Raw genomic sequence first — 21,291 nt, 5'->3', positions numbered from 1 at the left:
TGGGCCTACTGCCAAAAACCTTCAGAATGCACACGCCCCTGGTGCCGCCACGTGCTTCGCGGCATGGCTACACTTTCCGCCTCCGGCGCCCGGCACCCTGTCTGGGCACCCTGGTTTGATTTCTCTTTCCGCGCAGCGCAGCCGCGGTTGCGCGCGCATTGCGACAAGGTTGTATTTCCATGGCACTCATTCCCGTCAGCATCCTCACCGGTTTTTTGGGTTCGGGCAAAACCACGCTGCTCAAGCGCGTGCTCAGCGAGTCGCATGGCATGAAGATCGCCGTGATCGAAAACGAGTTCGGTGAAGAAAACATCGACACCGACATCCTGCGCACCGAATCCAAGGAACAGATCCTGCAGATGAGCAACGGCTGCATCTGCTGCACCATCCGCGAAGACCTGCGCGAAGCGCTGCAGCTGCTGGCCGCCAAGCGCCGCCAGGGCCTGGTGGACTTTGACCGCATCGTGATCGAGACCACCGGCCTGGCCGATCCCGGCCCCGTGGCCCAGACCTTCTTCATGGACGACGAGATCGCGGAAACCTACCTGATCGACTCCATCCTGACCCTGGTCGATGCCAAGCACGCCAACCAGCAGCTTGACGACCGCCAGGAGGCACGCCGCCAGGTGGGCTTTGCCGACCAGATCTTCCTGTCCAAGACCGACCTGGTGACCGAGGACGACAAGCAGGCGCTGATCCACCGCCTCAAGCACATGAACCCCCGCGCGCCGATCAAGGCCGTGCACTTTGGCGATGTGGCGCTGAACGAGGTGTTCGACCTGCGCGGCTTCAACCTGAACGCCAAGCTGGACATCGATCCCGACTTCCTCAAGGAAGACGACCACGACCATGCGCACGACCACAGCCATTGCGACCACGACCATGGCCACTGCGAGCACGGGCATGCGCACGACCACCATGACCACGGCCCTGACTGCGGCCACGACCACGCGCATGGCGAGCACTGCCACCACCCGCACCACCATCACCACGACGACGATGTGAAGAGCTTCGTCTACCGTGCGGACAAGGCCTTCGACCCAGCCAAGCTGGAGGACTTCCTGGGCGCCATCGTGAACATCTACGGTCCCAAGATGCTGCGCTATAAAGGCGTGTTGCACATGAGCGGCACCACCCGCAAGGTGATCTTCCAGGGCGTGCACCAGCTGATGGGCAGCGACCTGGGCCCCGAGTGGGCCGCGGATGAAAAACGACAGAGCAAGATGGTCTTCATCGGCATTGACCTGCCGCAAGACATCCTGCGCCAAGGCCTGGATCAGTGCCTGGTCTAGGCCCGCGCGGGCCCTCATTGCCCTGCGCAGGGCAGGGCTAAACCAGACAAGTCTGTGCGTTATGTGCAACTTTAGGGGCATGGCAGTATCTGACCGATACAATCGCGCCCCTAATGAAGAACCCGGGAGCTTCCAGCCACTAGGGGGCGTCAACGGGGCCGTGCCAGTACTGTGAGGAGACAGGAAGTGACAGCAGTCGAGACGAGCAAGAAAAAAGCCACCACCAAAGTGGCTGCCACCACCGCTGAGCAGAAGGACAAGCCGGCGGCCAAGAAAACGGCCGCCAAGTCCAGCACCGCTGCTGCCAAGACCGCCGCGGGCAGCCCATCCCGCACTGTGACCCATGAACCAACCAAGGCCACTGCAGCAGCCCCTGCTGCAGTCACCAAGGCCGCTTCCAACAAGACCATGCCAACGACTACTTCTGCGCCCACTTCCATCGTGACCAAGCGCGACCCCAAGCTCGCCAACAACTGGAAGACCAAGTCTCTCGAAGAACTGACCGACGCTGAAATCGTGGCCATGTCCGATGACGAGTACATGAACGATGTGCAGCTGGCCTATTTCCGCGCCAAGCTGGTCAAGCTGAAGCAGGACATGCACCAGAACGCCGGCGAAACCGCAGAAAACCTGCGCGAAGACACCGTGGTCGTGCCCGATCCCGCCGACCGCGCCACGATCGAGGAAGAGCACGCCCTGGAGTTGCGCACACGCGACCGTGAGCGCAAGCTGCTCAAAAAGATCGAACAGGCCATTGCCCGGATCGACGCCGGCGACTATGGTTACTGCGATGAGACCGGCGAGCCCATCGGCGTCCCCCGCCTGCTGGCCCGCCCGACCGCCACGCTGTCGCTCGAAGCGCAACAGCGGCGCGAACTCAAGCAGAAGATGTTCGGAGATTGATTCAGGACCGTGCCCAGTGCACGGTTTTTCATGCGCAGCACCATGCAACCAGACAGCGGCAAATCCGGCGGTTTCTTTCGTAAGGTCATGCACATCGTGCGCGGAACCTCCGCCACGGAGGCTGACGCTCCGCCCGACCCCGATAGTCTGACGGCCCGTGAGGCGCTGCAGGAGGTCATGGCGCGCAAGCGCCGCAACGACGCCATCCGCCAGCAGGAGTTTGCCCAGCTGCGGCAGTTGCGCCAGCGCAGCCAGGCCATCGGCCAGGTGCACGATGCCGAGGCCGAGCGCGAGGCCGAGGTCCTGTCCTCGCTGCTGGGCCAGGAGACGCGCAGCACGGCCACCCTGCAGAAAATCGACGAGATCGAGGCCCAGATGTCCGGCCAGTGGTGGCGCCAGCCGCCCGCGGCCGGTGCGGCCGCGGCCCCGCATGCCGCCGGCCGGCGTGGCCCGGCCCGCAGCTGGAGCCGCCTGCCGGTGCTGGGCGAAGACAGTGTGGTGCAACCGGCCGCCTCCAGCGTGGAGGCGGCGACCCCCGTCCCGGCCGAACCGCCAGCCATACCCACCGCGGCCCCCGTGGTTGCCACAGCAGCGGTCGCGGCCCCCGTGGTGGTGCCCCCAACCGTGGTGCGGGCGTTCCAGCCCCACCCGGACCTGGAAGAAGCCGCCATCCTGTTTGCCCATGGCGACCTGGAAGGCGCCCGCACCCGCTTGCTGGAGCAACTGGTGCAGTCGCTCAGTGCCACGCCCCGGGACGAGGACAAGGTGTGCCGGCTGTGGCATGCCATGCTCGACTGGTGCCGCGCCACCGGGGACGAGGACACCTTCGAGCCCCTGGCGATCGACTATGCCGAGCACTTTGGTCGTTCGGCGCCGCTGTGGTCCTCCCTGCCGGCCCGGCTGGGCCAGACGGCCCTGGCGGGGGCGGTGCGCAAGGACCCCGGCAAGCGCCAGTTCCTGTGGTCCAGCCCTGCGTTGCTCACGGTGGGCGCGGTCACGGCCCTGCGCGCGTCCCAGGAGGATGCGCCCCAGCCCTGGTGCATGTCCTGGCTGCGGCTGGTGGCTATCGACGACGCCGCGCTGCTGCCGCTGACCCGGCTGTGCACGGCCTGGGCCGACAGCGAGGGCCAGTTCGTGCTGTCCGATGCCGGCAAGTTGCTGCAATTGCTGGACCAACAGACCCCCGTGGGCGAGTCACACCGTCCGGCAGCCTGGTGGCTGCTGCGCATGGCGGTGCTGCGCCTGGTGCACCGCATGGATGCCTACGAGCAGGTGGCGCTGGACTATTGCGTGACCTACGAGGTGTCGCCTCCGTCCTGGGTGGAGCCGGCGTGCCACTGCATCGTCCAGGAAGAGGGCGAGGCCGATGTCTCGGTGCTGCACGAGGCCTCCCTGCAGTCGGTGCAGGCGGGGGCGGTGCTGCCGCAGGAAGGTGAAACCCCTGGGGCCATGCCGGTGGGGCAGGGCCTGGCCGGTGTGATCGAAGGCGATGCCCAGCCCTGGCTGGATGCCTTGGGTGCCCAGGCGCGCCGCGGGCAGGTGCTGGAGATTTCCTGCGCCAACCTCATCCGCCTGGACTTTGTGGCCGCTGGCAGCGTGCTGAACTGGGCGGCCGAGATGCAGAACCACGGCCATGAGCTGCGCTTCACGCAGCTGCACCAGCTGGTGGCGGAGTTTTTTCACATCATCGGTATCCACGAGCACGCCACTGTGCAGGCCGTCGCCGCCTGATCGGTGGATGTGTAAAAAGTGGCAGCGGCGCGCTTGCAAAGCCGCGTGCCGGCCCCATTTGCAATCGCTATGGAACAGTATCACGGCACCACCATCATCAGCGTGCGTCGGCAGACGCCCGAAGGCATCCAGGTCGCGATCGGCGGCGACGGCCAGGTCACCCTGGGCCACATCGTGGTCAAGGGCACGGCGCGCAAGGTGCGCAAGCTCTACCACGGCAAAGTGCTGGCCGGGTTTGCTGGCGCCACGGCCGACGCCTTCACGCTGTTCGAGCGTTTCGAGGCCAAGCTGGAAAAGCACCAGGGCCACTTGACGCGCGCCGCTATCGAGCTGACCAAGGAGTGGCGCACCGACCGCGTGCTGCGCAAGCTGGAAGCCATGCTGGCCGTGGCCGATCACACGGCCTCGCTGATCATCACCGGCAACGGCGATGTGCTGGAGCCCGAGCAGGGCATCGTGGCGATCGGGTCGGGCGGCGCCTACGCCCATTCGGCGGCCAAGGCGCTGCTGAACAACACCGAGCTGTCGGCCGAGCACATCGTGAAGAAGTCCCTGGAAATCGCCGGCGAGCTGTGCATTTACACCAACATGAACCACACCATCGAGACGCTGTGAGCGCGGCCCGCTGGCCCGGTGTGTGCCTGCCATGGTTCGACCGCACACAGTTGGACTGCGATTTTGAATAATTGATAGCTATTGGCGCTTGCTGCATAAGCGTCAAAGCCGGATTTGATGGATATTTTGACCATGTCCTCCATGACCCCCCAGGAAATCGTCTCAGAGCTGGACAAGCACATCGTGGGACAGGCCGGTGCCAAGCGCGCCGTGGCCATCGCGCTGCGCAACCGCTGGCGCCGCCAGCAGGTCGCCGATGGCCTGCGCCAGGAAATCACCCCCAAGAACATCCTGATGATCGGCCCCACGGGCGTGGGCAAGACCGAGATCGCGCGCCGCCTGGCGCGCCTGGCCGATGCGCCCTTCATCAAGGTCGAAGCCACCAAGTTCACCGAGGTCGGCTACGTGGGAAAGGATGTGGACTCCATCATCCGTGACCTGGCCGAGATCGCCGTCAAGCAGGCGCGCGAGGGCGAGGTGAAGAAGCTGCGCATGCGCGCCGAAGATGCGGCCGAGGAGCGCATCCTCGATGTGCTGCTGCCGCAGGCGCGCACCCACGACGCCGTGCCTGCCGACAACAGCACGCGCCAGATCTTCCGCAAGAAGCTGCGCGAGGGCCAACTGGACGACAAGGAGATCGAAATCGATCTGGCCGAGGGCAAGCCCCAACTGGAGATCATGGGCCCCCAGGGCATGGAGGAGATGGCCGAGCAGCTGCGCGGCCTGTTCAGCCAGATGGGCCAGGAGAAGCGCAAGACGCGCAAGCTCAAGATCAAGGAGGCGTTCAAGCAACTGATCGACGAGGAGGCGGCCAAGCTTGTCAACGAGGAAGAGACCAAGTCGCGCGCGCTGGCCAACCTGGAGCAGAACGGCATCGTCTTCATCGACGAGATCGACAAGGTGGCCACGCGCCAGGAAACCAGCGGCTCCGATGTCTCGCGCCAGGGCGTGCAACGCGACCTGCTGCCCCTGGTGGAGGGCACGACCGTGTCCACCAAGTACGGCATGGTCAAGACCGACCACATCCTGTTCATCGCTTCCGGGGCCTTCCACTTGTCGCGCCCCAGCGACCTGATTCCCGAACTGCAGGGGCGCTTCCCGATCCGGGTCGAACTCGATTCTCTGTCGGTGCAGGACTTCGAGGCCATCCTGACGCAGACCCACGCGTCCCTGGTCAAGCAGTACCAGGCACTGCTGGAGACAGAAGGCGTCACCCTGGCCTTCACCGCCGATGGCATCACCCGCCTGGCCCACACGGCCTTCACGGTCAACGAGCGCACCGAGAACATCGGGGCCCGCCGCCTGTCCACGGTGATGGAGCGCCTGCTGGACGAAGTCAGCTTCGATGCCGTCAAGCTGGCAGGCCAGACGGTCACCATCGATGCCGCGTACGTCGACGCGCGCCTGCAGATGCTGAGCCAGGACGAAGATCTGTCCAGATACATCCTGTAACTAAAAAACAGCCTCCCCATCCCCCCGCGCGCTGCCATGGCGCCTGGGGGGATTTGTTTTGATAAAGAACGTAAATGGTGCGTAGGACGAGTGCTGCTTTTCGATGAGTGGCTAAGTGATTGAATCCAATGGGTTTTTTGCGAGTTTTCACAAGTTTGCAATTTCTAAGTCATTGATTTCATTGCAAAAGCATGTGCTTTTCCGGGTGGCGCCGGATCAAATTGCTGCTACAGTGCAAAAAAGTGCAATTAAGTGGTGAGAATTCCCTTAACCGCCCACATGCGGGCGCTCAAGGTCCAAGCAAACGGGGTGATCCATCGTGTTTCAAGGGGCGTCTTCGCTGACTCTCGATGCGAAGGGGCGGCTTTCAGTGCCGACCCGGCATCGTGACGCCCTGGTCACGCAGGCCCAAGGCCAGCTCACCATCACCAAGCACCCCCATGGCTGTCTGATGCTGTTTCCCCGTCCCGAGTGGCTGCTGTTCCGCGACCGCATCGGCCAGTTGCCGATGTCGGCCCAGTGGTGGAAGCGCATCTTCCTGGGCAACGCCATGGATGTGGACATGGATGGCACCGGGCGTGTGCTGGTCTCGCCAGAGCTGCGCCAGGCGGTCGGTCTTGAGAGAGAGGTGATCCTGCTCGGCATGGGCAATCACTTCGAGCTTTGGGATAAAGCCACTTATGAAGCCCATGAGGCGCAAGCCATGCAGGCGCCCATGCCCGATGTATTCCAAGACTTTGCTTTCTGAAAAGGGCGAGCGTTGAACCAGCCCCTCCAACACATCACAGTTTTGCTCCACGAGGCCGTCGATGCCTTGCTGGGCGATGATCCGTCCGCGGCCGATGGCATGTATGTGGACGGAACCTTTGGCCGTGGCGGCCATTCGCGATTGATTCTCTCCCGGCTGAGCCCGCAGGGGCGGCTGATAGCCTTCGACAAGGACCCATTGGCGATTGCAGAAGCCGGGCGTATCGAAGACGCCCGTTTTTCTATCCGGCACGAAGGGTTTCGCCACATCGGCGAACTGCCGCCGGCGAGTGCCGATGGCATCCTGATGGACCTGGGTGTGAGCTCGCCCCAGATCGACCAGGCCGACCGCGGCTTCAGCTTCCGCTTTGAGGGGCCGCTGGACATGCGCATGGACACCACGCGCGGTCAGAGTGTGGCCGAGTGGCTGGCCGACGCCGAGGTGCAGCAGATCACCGATGTGATCCGCGACTATGGTGAGGAGCGCATGGCGTTCCCGATTGCCAAGGCCATCGTGGCGCACCGCGAAGCGCATGGCCCACTGCAGACCACCACGGAGCTGTCGAATCTGGTGGGCAAGATTGTGAAAAGCCGTGATGGACAGAACCCCGCCACGCGCACTTTCCAGGCCCTGCGGATTTTTATCAATGCCGAATTGGTGGAGCTCGAAGAAGCGCTGCAGGCCAGTCTGCGCGTGCTCAAGCCGGGTGGCCGTCTGGCGGTGATCAGCTTCCATTCGCTGGAAGACCGCATCGTCAAGCAGTTCATTGCCGAACACGCCAAGGAGGTCTACGACCGCCGCACCCCGTTTGCCGCACCCAAGCCCATGCACCTGAAGGCGCTGGAGCGCATCAAGCCTGGCAAGGCCGAGGTGGACGCCAATCCGCGCTCGCGCAGTGCGGTGATGCGCGTGGCCGAACGCACCGAGGTGCCAGCATGACCACCCGCCCACAGTGGCCCAGCATCCAGGGGGCAGCATGCTGCGCCTGAACCTCTTGCTGCTGGTGGCGGTGCTGCTCAGCGGCCTGTACCTGGTTGAGACCCAGTACGAGTCGCGCCGCCTGTTCACCGAGCTGCACCGCGCGACGAACGAGGCCCGCAACCTGGAGACCGAGTACCAGCGCCTGCAGGTGGAACTGCGCGCGCAGTCCTCGCCTTCGCGCATCGAGTCCCTGGCCGTGGCCCAGGGTTTGCAGGGCGCATCGCCCGCCATCACGCACTATGTGCGCGATGAACAGCCGGCCGGAGGTGCCCGGTGAGACGCAGTCTGGCCTACACCTCCAGCCCTTTGCTGGCCAGCAAGACGCCGGCCTGGCGCAGCAAGTTCGTGATGGGCTGCATCGTGCTTGCCTTCACGGGCCTGGCCGCGCGTGCGGCCTGGGTGCAGGTGATCGACAACGACTTCTTCCAGCGCCAAGGTGAGGTCCGCTTTGCCCGGACCCTGGAGCTGTCGGCCAACCGCGGGCGCATCCTGGACCGCAATGGACTGATCTTGGCCTCCAGCGTGCCAGCGGCCAGCATCTGGTCGATCCCCGAGGACGTGGAGAAGAACACCCCGGAAGACCTGGCCAAGCTGCCCAAGCTGGCCAAGCTGATGGACATGCCCTTGGACCAGTTGAAGAAGAAGCTGGCCGAGGACAAGAGCTTTGTCTGGGTCAAGCGCCAGCTGGACTGGGATGTGGGTCTGCAGATCAAGGCCCTGGGCATCAAGGGCATCTACCAGACCCGCGAATACAAGCGCCAATACCCCGAAGGCGAGGCGGCGGCCCACATCGTGGGCTTCACGAACGTCGAGGACAAGGGCCAGGAAGGCATGGAGCTGGCCTTCGAAAAGGACCTGGCGGGCAAGCCCGGCTCGCGCCGTGTGATCAAGGACCGCCTGGGGCGGGTCGTCGATGGCGTGGGCGAAGAGGTGCCTCCGATCGATGGCCGCGACATCCAGCTGTCGGTCGACAGCAAGATCCAGTTCTTTGCCTACCAGAAGCTCAAGGAGCAGGTGCTGGCCCACAAGGCCGTGGGCGGTACTGTGGTGGTCATGGATGCCAAGACCGGCGAACTGCTGGCCCTGGCCAACTACCCCAGCTTCAACCCGTCGAACCGCAAGCACCTGACCGGGGAGCAGCTGCGCAACCGCGCCATCACCGACGTGTTCGAGCCGGGATCGACCATGAAGCCGATTACCGTCGGCATCGCCCTGGAGAGTGGCAAGTTCAAGCCCTCGACGATCGTGGACACCACGCCCGGCCGTATCAATGTGACCGGCTCCACCATTTCCGACACGCACAACTACGGGGTGCTGACGGTCGAAGGGGTGATCCAGAAGTCCAGCAACGTGGGCACGACCAAGATCTCCCAGCAGCTCACTGCGCAGGAAATGTGGGAGACGTTCTCGGCCGTGGGCTTCGGCCAGAAGCCGCAGATTGCCTTCCCCGGCGCGGCCAGTGGCCGTCTGCGCCCCTACAAGACCTGGCGCCCGGTGGAACAGGCCACCATGTCCTACGGCTATGGCCTGTCGGCCAGCTTGCTGCAGATGTCGCGTTCCTACACCGTGTTCTCGAACGGCGGCAAGGTGATCCCCGCCACCATGCTGAAACTGGACAGGCCCCCTGTGGGCGTGCCGGTGTTTTCCGAGAAGACCGCCGAGCAGGTGCGCAAGATGCTGGCCCTGGCCACCGGCCCGGGCGGGACGGGGCAGCGCGCGCAGACGGTCGGGTATTCCGTGGGTGGCAAGTCAGGTACCGCCCGCAAGCAAGTGGGCAAAAGCTATGCACAAGGAAAATACCGCGCTTGGTTTACCGGTATGGCGCCGATTGAAGATCCGCGCGTGATTGTGGCAGTGATGGTGGATGAGCCCAGCAACGGCACCTATTACGGGGGCACGGTGGCGGCGCCCGTCTTCAGCACGGTGGTGCAGCAGAGCTTGCGTCTCTTGGGGGTGGCTCCCGACATGGCGGTACAGCCGCAAATCGTCGCCAACCCCGTGGAGGAATCGCTGTGAGTCGCGCCCCTGAGTTTTTGCATGATCTGCCCCAGGCCCTGGCCTGGCTGCGCGCCCGAGTCACCGGCCAACTGCGCACCGACAGCCGCCAGGTGCAACCCGGGGATGGCTTCATCGCCTGGCCCGGTGGCGTGACCGACGGGCGCCAGCATGTGGCTTCGGCCATCGCGCGCGGTGCGGTCGCGTGCCTGGTCGAGCACGACGGCGTCGAGGCCTTCAGCCTGCCCGGCGCGGTGGCCAGCTACCGCGGCTTGAAGGCCGCCACGGCCGAGCTGGCGGCGCAATGGTGCCAGCACCCTTCGCAGCAGTTGCGGGTGGTCGCCGTCACCGGCACCAATGGCAAGACTTCCACGGCCTGGTGGCTGGCGCATGCGCTGGCCGGGTTCCAGCTGCAAGGGCGCCAGGGCTGTGCCATGGTGGGCACGCTGGGCATCGGCGTGCCGCCCCAGGTGGTCAGCACAGGCATGACCACGCCCGATCCTGTCTGCTTGCAGTATGCGTTTGCCGATTACGTGCAGCAGGGCCTGGCCGCGTGCGCGATCGAAGCTTCGTCCATCGGCATCGAGGAGCACCGCCTGGCTGGCACGCACATCCACACCGCGGTGTTCACCAATTTCACGCAGGACCACCTGGACTACCACGGCAGCATGGCGGCTTATTGGCAAGCCAAGGCCAAGCTGTTTGCCTGGGCAGGCCTGCAGGTGGCTGTGCTCAACGTCGACGATGCCCATGGGCAGTTGCTGGCGCAGCAGCTGCAGGGGCGCGCAGGCCTGGATCTGTGGACCGTGGCGGTGAATGCCCCGGCACGCTTGCGGGCCACGGACGTGCGCCATGGACTGCAGGGGCTGTGCTTCGAGGTACAGGAAGACGGGCAGTCCGTGACCATGACCACCCAGATGATCGGCCAGTACAACGTCAGCAACATGCTGGGCGTGCTGGCTGTGCTGCGCAGCTGGGGCTGGACGCTGCCGGATGCCGTGGCCTTGTGCCAGGGGCTGGCACCGGTGCCTGGGCGTATGCAGCAGATAGCCCAGGCTGATCTGCCCCTGGTGGTGGTGGACTATGCCCACACCCCCGATGCGCTGGAGCAAGCCTTGCAGGGCCTGCAGCCCGTGGCGCGCGCGCGGGGCGGCCGGCTGCACTGCGTGTTTGGCTGTGGCGGCAACCGCGACAGCAGCAAGCGCCCCCTGATGGGCCAGGCTGCGCAGCGCCAGGCCGACGTGGTGTGGGTGACCAGCGACAACCCGCGTGGCGAAGACCCCCAGACCATCGTGCAGCAGATCACGGCCGGCATGCGGCTGGATGGCGTGCAGGTGGTGGTGGACCGCACGCAGGCGATTGAACAGGCCATTGCCCAGGCCAGCACCCAGGATGTGGTGCTGCTGGCGGGCAAGGGCCATGAGGACTACCAGGAAATCCAGGGTGTGAAGCACCCGTTTTCCGACATGGACAAGGCGCGTGCCGCCTTGCTCCGGCGAGAGGGAATGCAGCAATGATGACTTTGCAACAGGCATGGCAGTGGATCCAGGCCTTCCAGCCGCAGGCGCGGCTGGTGGGCGATGGTGCCACGCCCCTGCTGCGTGTGCACACGGACAGCCGCAGCTTGCAGGCGGGCGATCTGTTTGTGGCGCTCCAGGGTGAGCGCATGGATGCACATGACTTTCTGCCCCAGGTGCGGGCGCAGGGCCTGGCCGCCGCGGCGATCGCGCACGGTGGCCTGGAGGCGCTGGGCCTGCCCGGCATCGAGGTGCCGGACACCACCCAGGCCCTGGGGGCCCTGGCGGCCGGCTGGCGCAGCATGTTTGGCCTGCCCTTGATTGCCGTCACCGGCAGCAATGGCAAGACCACGGTGACGCAGATGATCGCCAGCATCCTGAAGGCCCAGGCCGGCGATGCGGCGTTTGCGACCCAGGGCAACTTCAACAACGCGATTGGCGTGCCGCTGACCCTGTTCCGCCTCAGTGCCGTGCACCAACTGGGCGTGGTGGAGCTGGGTATGAACCATCCCGGCGAGATTGCCGAGCTGGCGCGCATCGCCCAGCCCACGGTGGCCCTGGTCAACAACGCCCAGCGCGAGCACCAGGAATTCATGCACACCGTGCAGGCCGTGGCCGAGGAAAACGGCAGCGTGCTGGCCTACCTGCCCGCCGATGGCGTGGCCGTGTTCCCGTCCGACGAGGCTTTCACTCCGCTGTGGCGCGCCCTGGCGGGCCAGCGCCCGGTGCTGACTTTCGGGGGCGAGGACGCCGACGTGCGCAGCCTGCAGGCCACCTGGGCCGACAGCGCGTGGCAGGTGCAGGTGCAGACCCCGCACGGCCGCTTTGACTGCGCGCTGCACATCGCCGGCCGCCACAACGTGCGCAATGCGCTGGCGGCTGCGGCCTGTGCTCTGGCGGCGGGCGTGCCCCTGGCGGCGATTGCCCAGGGGCTGAGCGCCTTCCAGCCGGTCAAGGGCCGTTCGCGCTCCACCGCGGTGGTGTGCGCGGGCCGGCGCGTGGACGTGGTGGACGACACCTACAACGCCAACCCCGACTCCGTCCAGGCCGCAATTGCCGTGCTGGCCGAGCTGCCCGCGCCACGCCTGCTGGTGCTGGGGGACATGGGCGAGGTGGGCGACCAGGGCCCGGCCTTCCACGCGGAAGTCGGCGCCAGTGCCCGGCAGGCCGGCATTGAAACTTTCCTGGCATTGGGGCCACAAATGCAGCACGCCGTGGCTGCGTTTGGGCAGGGTGCTACGCATTTTGAAGAGATGGCAGCGCTGGTGGCAGCGGTGCAGGCCCGCATGGGGGAGACCGGCAGCGTGCTGGTCAAGGGTTCGAGAAGTATGAAGATGGAACACGTGGTGCAGGCCCTGGAAAGCGCTTGCGGGGAGGGCGCAGCATGCTGCTGATCTTGGCTGAGTGGCTGCAGACCTTGTCGCCCGATTTCGGTTTCCTGCGCGTGGTGCAGTACATCACCTTCCGCGCCGTGATGGCGGCGCTGACCGCCCTGGTGATCGGTCTGTGGATCGGCCCCAAGGCCATCCGCATGCTGACCGCGCTGAAGGTGGGCCAGCCCGTGCGCGGCTATGCCATGCAGACCCACCTGGTGAAGAACGGCACGCCCACCATGGGCGGGGTACTGATCCTGTTCGCCATCGCCGCGTCCACCCTGCTGTGGTTTGACCTGAGCAACCGCTTCGTCTGGATCGTGCTGGTGGTGACCATGGGCTTTGGCGCCATCGGCTGGGTCGATGACTGGCGCAAGGTGGTCAACAAGGACCCCGAGGGCATGCGCTCGCGCGAGAAGTATTTCTGGCAGTCGGTGATCGGCCTGATTGCCGCCGTGGCCCTGGTGTTCAGCATTTCCGAAAACACCAACAGCCGCGCTTTCGAGCTGTTCGTGACCTGGGTGCAGTCGGGCTTCTCCATGGACCTGCCGCCGCAGGCCGGGCTGCAGGTGCCGTTCTTCAAGGAAGTCAGCTACCCGCTGGGCGTGTTGGGCTTCGTCATACTGACCTACCTGGTCATCGTTGGCGCCAGCAATGCCGTCAACCTGACCGATGGCCTGGATGGCCTGGCCATCATGCCGGTGATCATGGTTGGTACGGCGCTGGGCATCTTTGCCTATGTGACCGGCAACGTCAGCTACGCCAAGTACCTGCACTTCCCCAGCATCCCCGGCACGGGCGAGCTGATGATCTTCTGCGGCGCCATGGCCGGTGCCGGTTTGGCCTTCCTGTGGTTCAACGCCCACCCCGCGCAGATCTTCATGGGCGACGTGGGCGCGCTGGCCCTGGGCGGCGCCCTGGGCACCATCGCCGTGATCGTGCGCCAGGAGATCGTGCTGGCCATCATGGGCGGCATCTTCGTGGCCGAGGCCCTGTCGGTGATGTTGCAGGTGGTGTGGTTCAAATACACCAAGAAGCGCTATGGCGAAGGCCGTCGTCTGCTGAAGATGGCGCCGCTGCACCACCACTTTGAAAAGAGCGGCTGGAAGGAAACGCAGGTCGTGATCCGCTTCTGGATCATCACCATGCTGCTGTGCCTGATCGGCCTGTCCACGCTGAAGCTGAGGTAGGCTCCATGCACACCCAAGACCTCACACCGGCCCAGCCCCACCCCGACACTGCGGTGGCGCCGGTCGACGCTGCGGTACAGCTGGAAAATTCAGGAGCAGTCAGCGCGCATGCATCCTTGGATGGCGATGCAAAAGTGTCTGAAGTGGCCGAATCGCAAGCGCCAGCTGCTCCTGAAAAAGAGGCGCTACCTGCCTGGGCGGAACCCGTGCCCGACGTCAGCAGCCTGAGCGCCGCCAAGGACGCGGCTGCCTTTGTGGCGCAGATTTTCACCGACCCCAGCATGTCGGATGCGGCCGATGCCGACGTCACCGCCGTGGCCGTGCCCGTGGATGCCGCCCCTGCGGTGGCGCTGCCCCCCGTGCCTGCGCAATGGCCGCAGGACCAGGCGCAGCACCTGCAGGGCCGGCGCGTGCTGATCCTGGGCCTGGGCGCCTCGGGTATGTCCATGGCGCGCTGGTGCGTGCGTGCCGGGGCCGAAGTCACCGTGGCCGACACCCGCGAAGCCCCGCCCCAGCTGGCGCTGTTGCACAGCGAGCTGCCGCAGGCGCGGTTTGTGGGCGGTCCGTTGACCAGTGCCCTGGTGGACGGTCAGAGCCTGAACGCCGTGTACCGTTCCCCCGGCCTGGCGCCGGACGTGATCGCGCCCGTGGCGGACGCCGCGCGTGCGATCGGCCTGCCTGTCGGTGGCGAACTGGATTTGTTCGCCGCGGCCCTGCAGGGCATGGCCCAGGCGCATGGCTACCAGCCCAAGCTGCTGGCCATCACCGGCACCAATGGCAAGACCACGGTGACCTCGCTGACCGGCAAGCTGCTGGAGCATGCCGGCCTGAGCGTGGGGGTGGCCGGCAACATCGGTCCCACCTTGCTGGACACCCTGAGCGCGCGCATCGACGCGCAGGACCTGCCCCAGGTCTGGGTGCTGGAGCTGTCCAGCTTCCAGCTCGATGGTGTGCAGGGCTTCGAGCCGACCGCCGCCGTGGTGCTCAACGTCACGCAGGACCACCTGGACTGGCACGGCAGCATGGACGCCTATGCCGCCGCCAAGGCCCGTATCTTCGGCGAGCACGGCCTGATGGTGCTGAACCGCGAGGACCGCACCGTCATGGACATGCTGCCTGCGCCGGTCAAGGTCAAGCTGCAGAAGCCGCAGCAGCGCGCCCACATCAGCTTTGGCGCCGATCTGCCGCGCAACCCCGGTGACTATGGCATCGAGATGGTGGCCGGCATGGCCTGGCTGGTGCGCGCGCTGGAAGTGGACCAGGCGGGTCGCCGCGCGCGCGACCCGCAGGAAGAGCTGCACCTGCAGCGACTGCTGCCCGCCGATGCCCTGCGCATCCGCGGCCGCCACAACGCCACCAACGCCCTGGCCGCGCTGGCGCTGGCCCAGGCGGCCGGTGCCGCGCTGGGCCCCATGCTGTACGGACTGCGCGAATACCGTGGCGAGCCCCACCGCGTGGAGCCGATCGGCATCGTGCAGGGCGTGGAATATTTTGACGACAGCAAGGGCACGAACGTGGGGGCCACCGTCGCTGCCTTGACCGGCCTGGGGGCCGATCGGCGCATCGTGCTGATCCTGGGCGGGCTGGGCAAGGGGCAGGATTTCACCCCGCTGGCCGCCCCGGTGGCGCGCTATGTGCGCGCCGTGGTGCTGATCGGGCGCGATGCCCCGTTGATCAAGCAAGCCCTGCAGGGCGAAGGCGTGCCCCTGCTGGAGGCCGCCGACATGGCGCAGGCCGTGCAACTGGCCAGTGCCCAGGCCCGGGAGGGCGATGCCGTGCTGATGTCGCCCGCCTGCGCCAGCATGGACATGTTCCGTGACTATGCCCACCGCGCCCAGGTGTTTGTGGCGGCGGTGCAGGAGCTGGCCGATGAGGCCGGACAGATCCTCGGAGGGTACGACGCATGAACGCCCTGACCCATGTGCGCGAACGCCTGCAAGGCTGGCTGGCCGGCGCGGCCGACAAGCCTGTCGACGTGCTGCCCGTGCGCGTGGGGGGCACGGAGTACCGCAACACCCGGGCTCTGCCGCCCACGGCCCTGGGGCTGGACCAGGCCCTGATCTGGGTGGTGATTGCCTTGCTGGCCTGGGGGCTGGTGATGGTGTACTCGGCCTCGATCGCCATGCCGGACAACCCGCGCTTCGGCAAGATCGAGCACTACCACTTCCTGTTGCGGCATGCGATGAGCCTGGGCGTGGGCTTTGTGGCGGCGCTGCTGGCCTTCCAGGTGTCGATGAAAACTTGGGAGCGGCTGGCCGTGCCCATGTTCCTGCTGGCCCTGCTGCTGCTGGTGATGGTGCTGGTGCCCGGCGTGGGCCTTGTCGTGAATGGCGCGCGGCGCTGGCTGCCGCTGGGGGTGATGAATTTCCAGCCTTCGGAGCTGGCCAAGTTCGCCGTGCTGGTCTATGCCGCCGACTACATGGTGCGCCGCATGGACGTGAAGGAGCGCTTCTTCCGCGCCGTGCTGCCCATGGCCGCGGCCGTGTTCGTCGTGGGCGTGCTGTTGTTGGCCGAGCCCGACATGGGGGCCTTCCTCGTGATCGTAGTGATCTCGATGGGCATCCTGTTCCTGGGCGGCGTGAATGCGCGCATGTTCTTTCTGATGGCGGCGCTGGTGGTCGGGGCCTTTGTGCTGATGATCGCCTTCTCGCCCTGGCGGCGCGAGCGCATCTTTGCCTACTTGGACCCGTTCTCGGTGGACCATGCGCTGGGCAAGGGCTACCAGCTCTCGCACGCCCTGATCGCCATCGGACGGGGCGAGCTGTTCGGCGTGGGCCTGGGCCGCAGTGTGGAGAAGCTGCACTGGCTGCCCGAGGCGCACACCGACTTCCTGCTGTCCGTGATTGGCGAGGAGTTCGGCTTCATCGGCATCCTGATCCTGATCGTTGCCTTTGTCTGGCTGACCCGCCGCATCATCGAAATCGGCCGGGAGGCGATCTTCCACGACAAGGTGTTTTCCGGTCTGGTGGCCCAGGGGGTGGCGCTGTGGTTTGGCTTTCAGGCCTTCATCAACATGGGCGTGAACCTGGGGGCCTTGCCCACCAAGGGGCTGACGTTGCCGCTGATGAGCTTCGGTGGCTCGGCGGTGTTGATGAACCTGGTCGCGGTGGCGGTGGTATTGCGGATTGACTATGAGAACAAGCTCATCAGTCCAAAGGTGAGGAAGTGATGCAAGAGAAAGTGGCTTTGGTCATGGCAGGCGGCACCGGGGGGCATATCTTCCCGGGCTTGGCCGTGGCCCACGCGCTGCGCGAGCAAGGCTGGCGTGTGCACTGGCTGGGGGCGCCCGGCAGCATGGAAGAGCGGCTGGTGCCGCCCCAGGGGTTCCTGCTGGAGACGATTGATTTTGCAGGAGTGCGCGGCAAGGGCCTGCTCACCCTGGCCCTGCTGCCGCTGCGCCTGCTCAAGGCCTTCGCGCAGGCGCTGTCGGTGGTGCGCCGCGTCAAGCCGGACGTGGTGATCGGCCTTGGGGGCTACATCAGCTTCCCCGGCGGCATGATGGCCGTGCTGGCGGGCAAGCCGTTGATCCTGCACGAGCAGAACTCCGTGGCCGGCATGGCCAACAAGGTGCTGGCCAGCGTCGCCGACAAGGTGTTTGCAGCATTTCCGAATGCGCTGCCCAAGGCGCAGTGGGTGGGCAACCCCTTGCGCCAGGCCTTCCTGCAGCAGCCGGAGCCGGCCGAGCGCTTTGCCGGCCGCAGCGGCCCACTCAAGGTGCTGGTGGTGGGCGGCAGCCTGGGTGCCAAGGCCTTGAACGACATCGTGCCCCAGGCCGTGGCCCTGCTGCCGGTCGAGGCACGCCCGCAGGTGGTGCACCAGAGCGGCGCCAAACAGATCGATGCCCTGCGTGCCAACTATGCGGCCGCCGGGGTGCAGGCCGAGCTGACGCCCTTCATCGAAGACACGGCGCAGGCCTTTGCCGACGCGGACCTGGTCATCTGCCGCGCCGGTGCGAGCACCGTGACCGAGCTGGCGGCCGTTGGTGTGGCGGCGATTTATGTGCCCTTCCCGCACGCGGTCGATGACCACCAGACCACGAACGCGCACTTCATGGTGGATGCCGGGGGTGGATGGTTAATGCCACAACCTGCATTGAATGCACAAAAACTGGCAGAAATGCTACAGAATATGCAGCGTTCAACACTCTTGAACGTTGCCCTTAAAGCGAAAACGATGCAGAAGATTCATGCCACCCGCGAGGTGGTCGCTGCGTGCGAGGAGCTCGCCGCATGAAACACGCCATTCAAAACATCCACTTCGTGGGTCTGGGTGGCTCCGGCATGAGCGGGATCGCCGAGGTTTTGCACAACCTCGGCTATACCGTCTCCGGCTCCGATCTGGCGCCAAGCGCCACCCTGCAGCACCTACAGGCGCTGGGGATCCAGACGTTTGTGGGCCATGCCGCGTCCCAGGTGCAGGCCGCCGATGTGGTCGTGACCTCTACCGCCGTGCAGGCCAACAACCCCGAGGTGCTGGAAGCGCGTGCGCGCAAGATTCCCGTGGTGCCCCGGGCCCTGATGCTGGCCGAGCTGATGCGTTTCAAGCAGGGCATCGCGATCGCTGGCGCCCATGGCAAGACCACCACCACCAGCCTTGTGACCAGTGTGCTGGCCGAGGCCGGGCTGGACCCCACGTTCGTCATCGGTGGCAAGCTCAACAGCGCCGGTGCGAATGCCAAGCTGGGCCAGGGTGACTACATCGTGGTCGAGGCCGACGAGTCGGATGCCTCGTTCTTGAACCTGCTGCCGGTGATGGCGGTGGTCACGAACATCGATGCCGACCACATGGAAACCTATGGCCACGACTTCGGCAAGCTGAAGCAGGCCTTTGTCGATTTCCTGCACCGCATGCCGTTTTACGGGCGTGCCATTGTCTGTGCCGAAAGCCCGGCGGTGCGCGACATCCTGCCCGCGCTGGCGCGGCCTGTGACCACCTATGGTTTCGCCCCCGATGTGCAGGTGCGGGCCGTGGATGTGCGCGCCGAGCATGGCCAGATGCGCTTCAAGGTGCTGCGCCAGAACGGCCAGACCTATCCCGAGCTGGATGTGACCCTGAGTTTGGCGGGTGAGCACAACGTGCTCAACGCACTGGCGGCCGTGGCCGTGGCCATGGAGCTGGAGCTGCCCGATGCCGCCTTGCTGCGCGCCCTGGAGGGTTTCAAGGGCGTTGGTCGCCGTTTTCAGCGCTATGGCGATCTGCCTTGCGCACAGGGCGGTACGTTCACCGTGATCGACGACTACGGACACCACCCCGTGGAAATGGCCGCCACCTTGGCCGCTGCGCGGGGGGCTTTCCCTGGGCGCCGTCTGGTGCTGGCCTTCCAGCCCCACCGCTACACCCGCACGCGCGACTGCTTCGAAGACTTCGTCAAAGTCCTGGGCGCCGCCGATGCGGTGCTGCTCAATGAGGTCTATGCCGCCGGCGAAGCCCCCATCGTGGCCGCGGATGGGCGCGCGCTGGCACGTGCCGTGCGCGTTGCAGGGCGTGTGGAGCCCATTTTTATTGAGACAATTGCGGATTTGCCCCAGGCAATTGCGGACAATGCGCAGCCTGGGGATGTGGTGCTGTGCATGGGCGCAGGGTCGATTGGCGCGGTCCCCGCGCAATTGGTTGAAATGCTAGAGAAAAAAGAGCTGCAAGCGCAGAAAGGATCTGCGCTATGAGCAATTCCATGAAGAAAATCGATCCGCGTGCCCTGGGCAAAGTGGCCGTGCTGATGGGCGGCCGTTCGTCCGAGCGCGAGGTGTCCCTGATGTCGGGGCAGGGCGTGCTCGACGCCCTGCGTGCCCAGGGGGTGGATGCCCACGCCTTCGATCCCGCCGAGCAGGAGCTGGGCGCGCTGAAAGCCCAAGGCTTTGCGCGCTGCTTCATCGCCTTGCATGGCCGTTTCGGTGAAGACGGCACGGTGCAGGGTGCGCTGGAGCTGCTGGGCATTCCGTACACCGGCTCCGGCGTGATGGCGTCCAGCATGGCCATGGACAAGATCATGACCAAGCGCATCTGGCGCTTCGAAGGCCTGCCCACGCCGGACTGGCGCATGGTGGCAAGCCCCGAGGCAACCACCGCAGCCCTGGCGGCCCTGGGCGCCCCCATGATCGTCAAGCCCGCCCGCGATGGCTCCAGCATGGGCCTGACCAAGGTGACGGACGCCAGCCAGTGCGCCGCAGCCTATGCCCTGGCCGCCAAGTACGACGACGAAGTGCTGTGCGAACAGTTCATCGCCGGTGAGGAAACCACCTGCGCCGTCCTGGGCGAAGGCGCAGCGGCTGCGGCCTTGCCCGTGATCCGCATCGTGGCGCCCGACGGCAACTACGACTACCAGAACAAGTACTTCACCGACGTCACGCAGTACCACTGCCCCAGCGGCCTGCCGGCGGACGAGGAAGCGCGCATCCAGCAGATCGTGGAAAAGGCTTTCCGCACCCTGGGCTGCCGCGGCTGGGGCCGTGCCGACGTGATGATCCGTCAGAGCGATCGCCAGCCCTTCCTGCTGGAGATCAACACCTCGCCCGGCATGACCAGCCATTCGCTGGTGCCCATGGCCGCGCGTGCGCGCGGCATGAGCTATGAGCAACTGTGCCTGACCATCCTGGCTTCGGCCTCGCTGGACAGCACGTCGTCAGAGGAGCGTGCGGCCTGATGAGCTACTCCATGCCAGCCCCTTTGGATGTCAAACTCATGAACGTGACCGCAACGGCCATGTTCGGTGGGGTGGCCATCCTCATGCTGGCGGTGGTGAGCTGGTGGGCGGTGCGCCATCCGGCCTTCTCGATTGCGCGCATCGTGGTCGAAGGGGAGATGCTGCACAACAATGCTGTGACCCTGCGAGCGAATGTGGCCCCGCACCTGACCGGCAATTTCTTCACGATCGATCTGAAGGACGCGCGCGAAGCCTTCGAACAGGTGCCCTGGGTGCGCCAGGCCGAGGTGCGGCGCGAGTATCCGAACAGCTTGCGCGTCATCCTGCACGAGCACGAACCCCAGGCGTACTGGGGGCCGGAGACCGGGACCGCGATGGTCAACACCATGGGTGAGGTGTTCGAGGCGAATGTGGGCGAGGTGGAGCGTGAAGGCTTGCCTCGCCTTTCTGGCCCCGAGGGCTCGGCCGTCGAGGTGCTGCGCATGTACTACGCCCTGGACCCCGTCTTCACCGCCATTGGGGCGCCTGTGGATGCGCTGACCTGGCGTGACCGCGGCAGCTGGCTGGTACAGCTCGACAACGGCGCCAGCATCGAGCTGGGCAGCGGCAAGCCGGAAGAAGTCTTGCAGCGCACGCAGCGTTTTGTGCGGACGCTGCCGCAAATTACCCAGCAATACCAGCGCACGACCGAGGCCTTGGAGTACGCAGATCTGCGCTACCCCGATGGCTACGCCCTGCGCTTGCGTGGCGTGACCACCGTGTCGCGAGAAAAGGCATTGGAAATGGCCAGACGCCAAGCAGCACAGCAACAAAAAGATAGCAAAAAAACACGACCTACTGAGGGCAGGCACTGA

General features: G+C 65.6%; 19 protein-coding genes. All 19 read left to right on the top strand.

Annotation, left to right across the window (positions count from 1 at the left end):
• The first annotated feature begins 179 nt into the window (after positions 1-179).
• The 19 genes from FYM52_RS08995 (at position 180) to FYM52_RS08905 (ending at position 21,291) form a co-directional block, all read left to right on the top strand.
• The gene (locus FYM52_RS08995; protein WP_042411464.1) at positions 180-1,292 is read left to right on the top strand and encodes a GTP-binding protein; all 1,113 of its coding nucleotides are present in this window, start codon (positions 180-182) and stop codon (positions 1,290-1,292) included.
• Positions 1,293-1,478: 186 nt separating this feature from the next.
• The gene (gene dksA, locus FYM52_RS08990) at positions 1,479-2,195 is read left to right on the top strand and encodes an RNA polymerase-binding protein DksA (RefSeq protein WP_234687746.1); all 717 of its coding nucleotides are present in this window, start codon (positions 1,479-1,481) and stop codon (positions 2,193-2,195) included.
• Positions 2,196-2,237: 42 nt separating this feature from the next.
• Positions 2,238-3,926, top strand: coding sequence for an STAS domain-containing protein (locus FYM52_RS08985; protein ID WP_162524684.1), 1,689 nt, complete (start codon positions 2,238-2,240; stop codon positions 3,924-3,926).
• 69 nt (positions 3,927-3,995) lie between these two features.
• A complete protein-coding gene (gene hslV, locus FYM52_RS08980) occupies positions 3,996-4,541 on the top strand; it encodes an ATP-dependent protease subunit HslV (protein WP_042411461.1) in 546 nt (181 codons plus the stop codon).
• Between the two features lie 132 nt (positions 4,542-4,673).
• The gene (gene hslU, locus FYM52_RS08975; RefSeq protein ID WP_154163823.1) at positions 4,674-5,993 is read left to right on the top strand and encodes an ATP-dependent protease ATPase subunit HslU; all 1,320 of its coding nucleotides are present in this window, start codon (positions 4,674-4,676) and stop codon (positions 5,991-5,993) included.
• Positions 5,994-6,108: 115 nt separating this feature from the next.
• On the top strand, positions 6,109-6,252 hold the full coding sequence (locus tag FYM52_RS08970) for a hypothetical protein (protein WP_154163822.1): 144 nt from the start codon (positions 6,109-6,111) through the stop codon (positions 6,250-6,252).
• 60 nt (positions 6,253-6,312) lie between these two features.
• Entirely contained in the window at positions 6,313-6,741 is a 429-nt protein-coding gene (mraZ, locus tag FYM52_RS08965; RefSeq protein WP_042411458.1) for a division/cell wall cluster transcriptional repressor MraZ, read from the top strand.
• Positions 6,742-6,753: 12 nt separating this feature from the next.
• On the top strand, positions 6,754-7,680 hold the full coding sequence (gene rsmH / locus FYM52_RS08960; RefSeq protein WP_154163821.1) for a 16S rRNA (cytosine(1402)-N(4))-methyltransferase RsmH: 927 nt from the start codon (positions 6,754-6,756) through the stop codon (positions 7,678-7,680).
• 37 nt (positions 7,681-7,717) lie between these two features.
• Entirely contained in the window at positions 7,718-7,999 is a 282-nt protein-coding gene (gene ftsL / locus FYM52_RS08955; RefSeq protein WP_042411451.1) for a cell division protein FtsL, read from the top strand.
• A complete protein-coding gene (locus FYM52_RS08950; protein ID WP_042411449.1) occupies positions 7,996-9,738 on the top strand; it encodes a penicillin-binding protein 2 in 1,743 nt (580 codons plus the stop codon). Before ftsL ends, FYM52_RS08950 begins: the two co-directional genes overlap by 4 nt.
• Positions 9,735-11,234, top strand: coding sequence for a UDP-N-acetylmuramoyl-L-alanyl-D-glutamate--2,6-diaminopimelate ligase (locus FYM52_RS08945; RefSeq protein ID WP_162524683.1), 1,500 nt, complete (start codon positions 9,735-9,737; stop codon positions 11,232-11,234). The genes FYM52_RS08950 and FYM52_RS08945 overlap by 4 nt, the downstream gene beginning before the upstream one ends.
• A complete protein-coding gene (murF, locus tag FYM52_RS08940) occupies positions 11,231-12,628 on the top strand; it encodes a UDP-N-acetylmuramoyl-tripeptide--D-alanyl-D-alanine ligase (protein ID WP_154163820.1) in 1,398 nt (465 codons plus the stop codon). The genes FYM52_RS08945 and murF overlap by 4 nt, the downstream gene beginning before the upstream one ends.
• Positions 12,619-13,797, top strand: a complete 1,179-nt coding sequence (mraY, locus tag FYM52_RS08935; protein ID WP_042411443.1) for a phospho-N-acetylmuramoyl-pentapeptide-transferase — start codon at positions 12,619-12,621, stop codon at positions 13,795-13,797. The genes murF and mraY overlap by 10 nt, the downstream gene beginning before the upstream one ends.
• A 5-nt stretch (positions 13,798-13,802) precedes the next feature.
• Positions 13,803-15,704, top strand: coding sequence for a UDP-N-acetylmuramoyl-L-alanine--D-glutamate ligase (murD, locus tag FYM52_RS08930; protein WP_154163819.1), 1,902 nt, complete (start codon positions 13,803-13,805; stop codon positions 15,702-15,704).
• Complete coding sequence (ftsW, locus tag FYM52_RS08925) at positions 15,701-16,966, top strand: putative lipid II flippase FtsW (RefSeq protein WP_042411436.1); 1,266 nt, start codon at positions 15,701-15,703, stop codon at positions 16,964-16,966. The genes murD and ftsW overlap by 4 nt, the downstream gene beginning before the upstream one ends.
• Entirely contained in the window at positions 16,966-18,030 is a 1,065-nt protein-coding gene (murG, locus tag FYM52_RS08920; RefSeq protein ID WP_154163818.1) for an undecaprenyldiphospho-muramoylpentapeptide beta-N-acetylglucosaminyltransferase, read from the top strand. The genes ftsW and murG overlap by 1 nt, the downstream gene beginning before the upstream one ends.
• Positions 18,027-19,460: a UDP-N-acetylmuramate--L-alanine ligase gene (gene murC, locus FYM52_RS08915; protein ID WP_154163817.1), complete on the top strand. Its 1,434-nt coding sequence runs from the start codon at positions 18,027-18,029 to the stop codon at positions 19,458-19,460. The genes murG and murC overlap by 4 nt, the downstream gene beginning before the upstream one ends.
• Positions 19,457-20,437, top strand: coding sequence for a D-alanine--D-alanine ligase (locus tag FYM52_RS08910; RefSeq protein WP_043378929.1), 981 nt, complete (start codon positions 19,457-19,459; stop codon positions 20,435-20,437). The genes murC and FYM52_RS08910 overlap by 4 nt, the downstream gene beginning before the upstream one ends.
• A complete protein-coding gene (locus tag FYM52_RS08905) occupies positions 20,437-21,291 on the top strand; it encodes a cell division protein FtsQ/DivIB (RefSeq protein ID WP_051519332.1) in 855 nt (284 codons plus the stop codon). Before FYM52_RS08910 ends, FYM52_RS08905 begins: the two co-directional genes overlap by 1 nt.

It is taken from the genome of Comamonas sp. CAH-2 (assembly GCF_009668305.1).
In the GTDB taxonomy this organism is placed as follows: Bacteria; Pseudomonadota; Gammaproteobacteria; order Burkholderiales; family Burkholderiaceae_C; genus Comamonas; species Comamonas aquatica.
Note: the sequence above shows the minus strand (reverse complement) of the source record. Positions and strands in the feature narration are given on the sequence as shown.

Coding starts and splice junctions, on each gene's coding strand:
- FYM52_RS08995 (WP_042411464.1), top strand. CDS start 180: ATGGCACTCATTCCCGTCAGCATCCTCACCGGTTTTTTGGGTTCGGGC.
- FYM52_RS08985 (WP_162524684.1), top strand. CDS start 2,238: ATGCAACCAGACAGCGGCAAATCCGGCGGTTTCTTTCGTAAGGTCATG.
- hslV (WP_042411461.1), top strand. CDS start 3,996: ATGGAACAGTATCACGGCACCACCATCATCAGCGTGCGTCGGCAGACG.
- hslU (WP_154163823.1), top strand. CDS start 4,674: ATGTCCTCCATGACCCCCCAGGAAATCGTCTCAGAGCTGGACAAGCAC.
- ftsL (WP_042411451.1), top strand. CDS start 7,718: ATGCTGCGCCTGAACCTCTTGCTGCTGGTGGCGGTGCTGCTCAGCGGC.
- murF (WP_154163820.1), top strand. CDS start 11,231: ATGATGACTTTGCAACAGGCATGGCAGTGGATCCAGGCCTTCCAGCCG.
- mraY (WP_042411443.1), top strand. CDS start 12,619: ATGCTGCTGATCTTGGCTGAGTGGCTGCAGACCTTGTCGCCCGATTTC.
- murD (WP_154163819.1), top strand. CDS start 13,803: ATGCACACCCAAGACCTCACACCGGCCCAGCCCCACCCCGACACTGCG.
- ftsW (WP_042411436.1), top strand. CDS start 15,701: ATGAACGCCCTGACCCATGTGCGCGAACGCCTGCAAGGCTGGCTGGCC.
- murG (WP_154163818.1), top strand. CDS start 16,966: ATGCAAGAGAAAGTGGCTTTGGTCATGGCAGGCGGCACCGGGGGGCAT.
- murC (WP_154163817.1), top strand. CDS start 18,027: ATGAAACACGCCATTCAAAACATCCACTTCGTGGGTCTGGGTGGCTCC.
- FYM52_RS08910 (WP_043378929.1), top strand. CDS start 19,457: ATGAGCAATTCCATGAAGAAAATCGATCCGCGTGCCCTGGGCAAAGTG.
- FYM52_RS08905 (WP_051519332.1), top strand. CDS start 20,437: ATGAGCTACTCCATGCCAGCCCCTTTGGATGTCAAACTCATGAACGTG.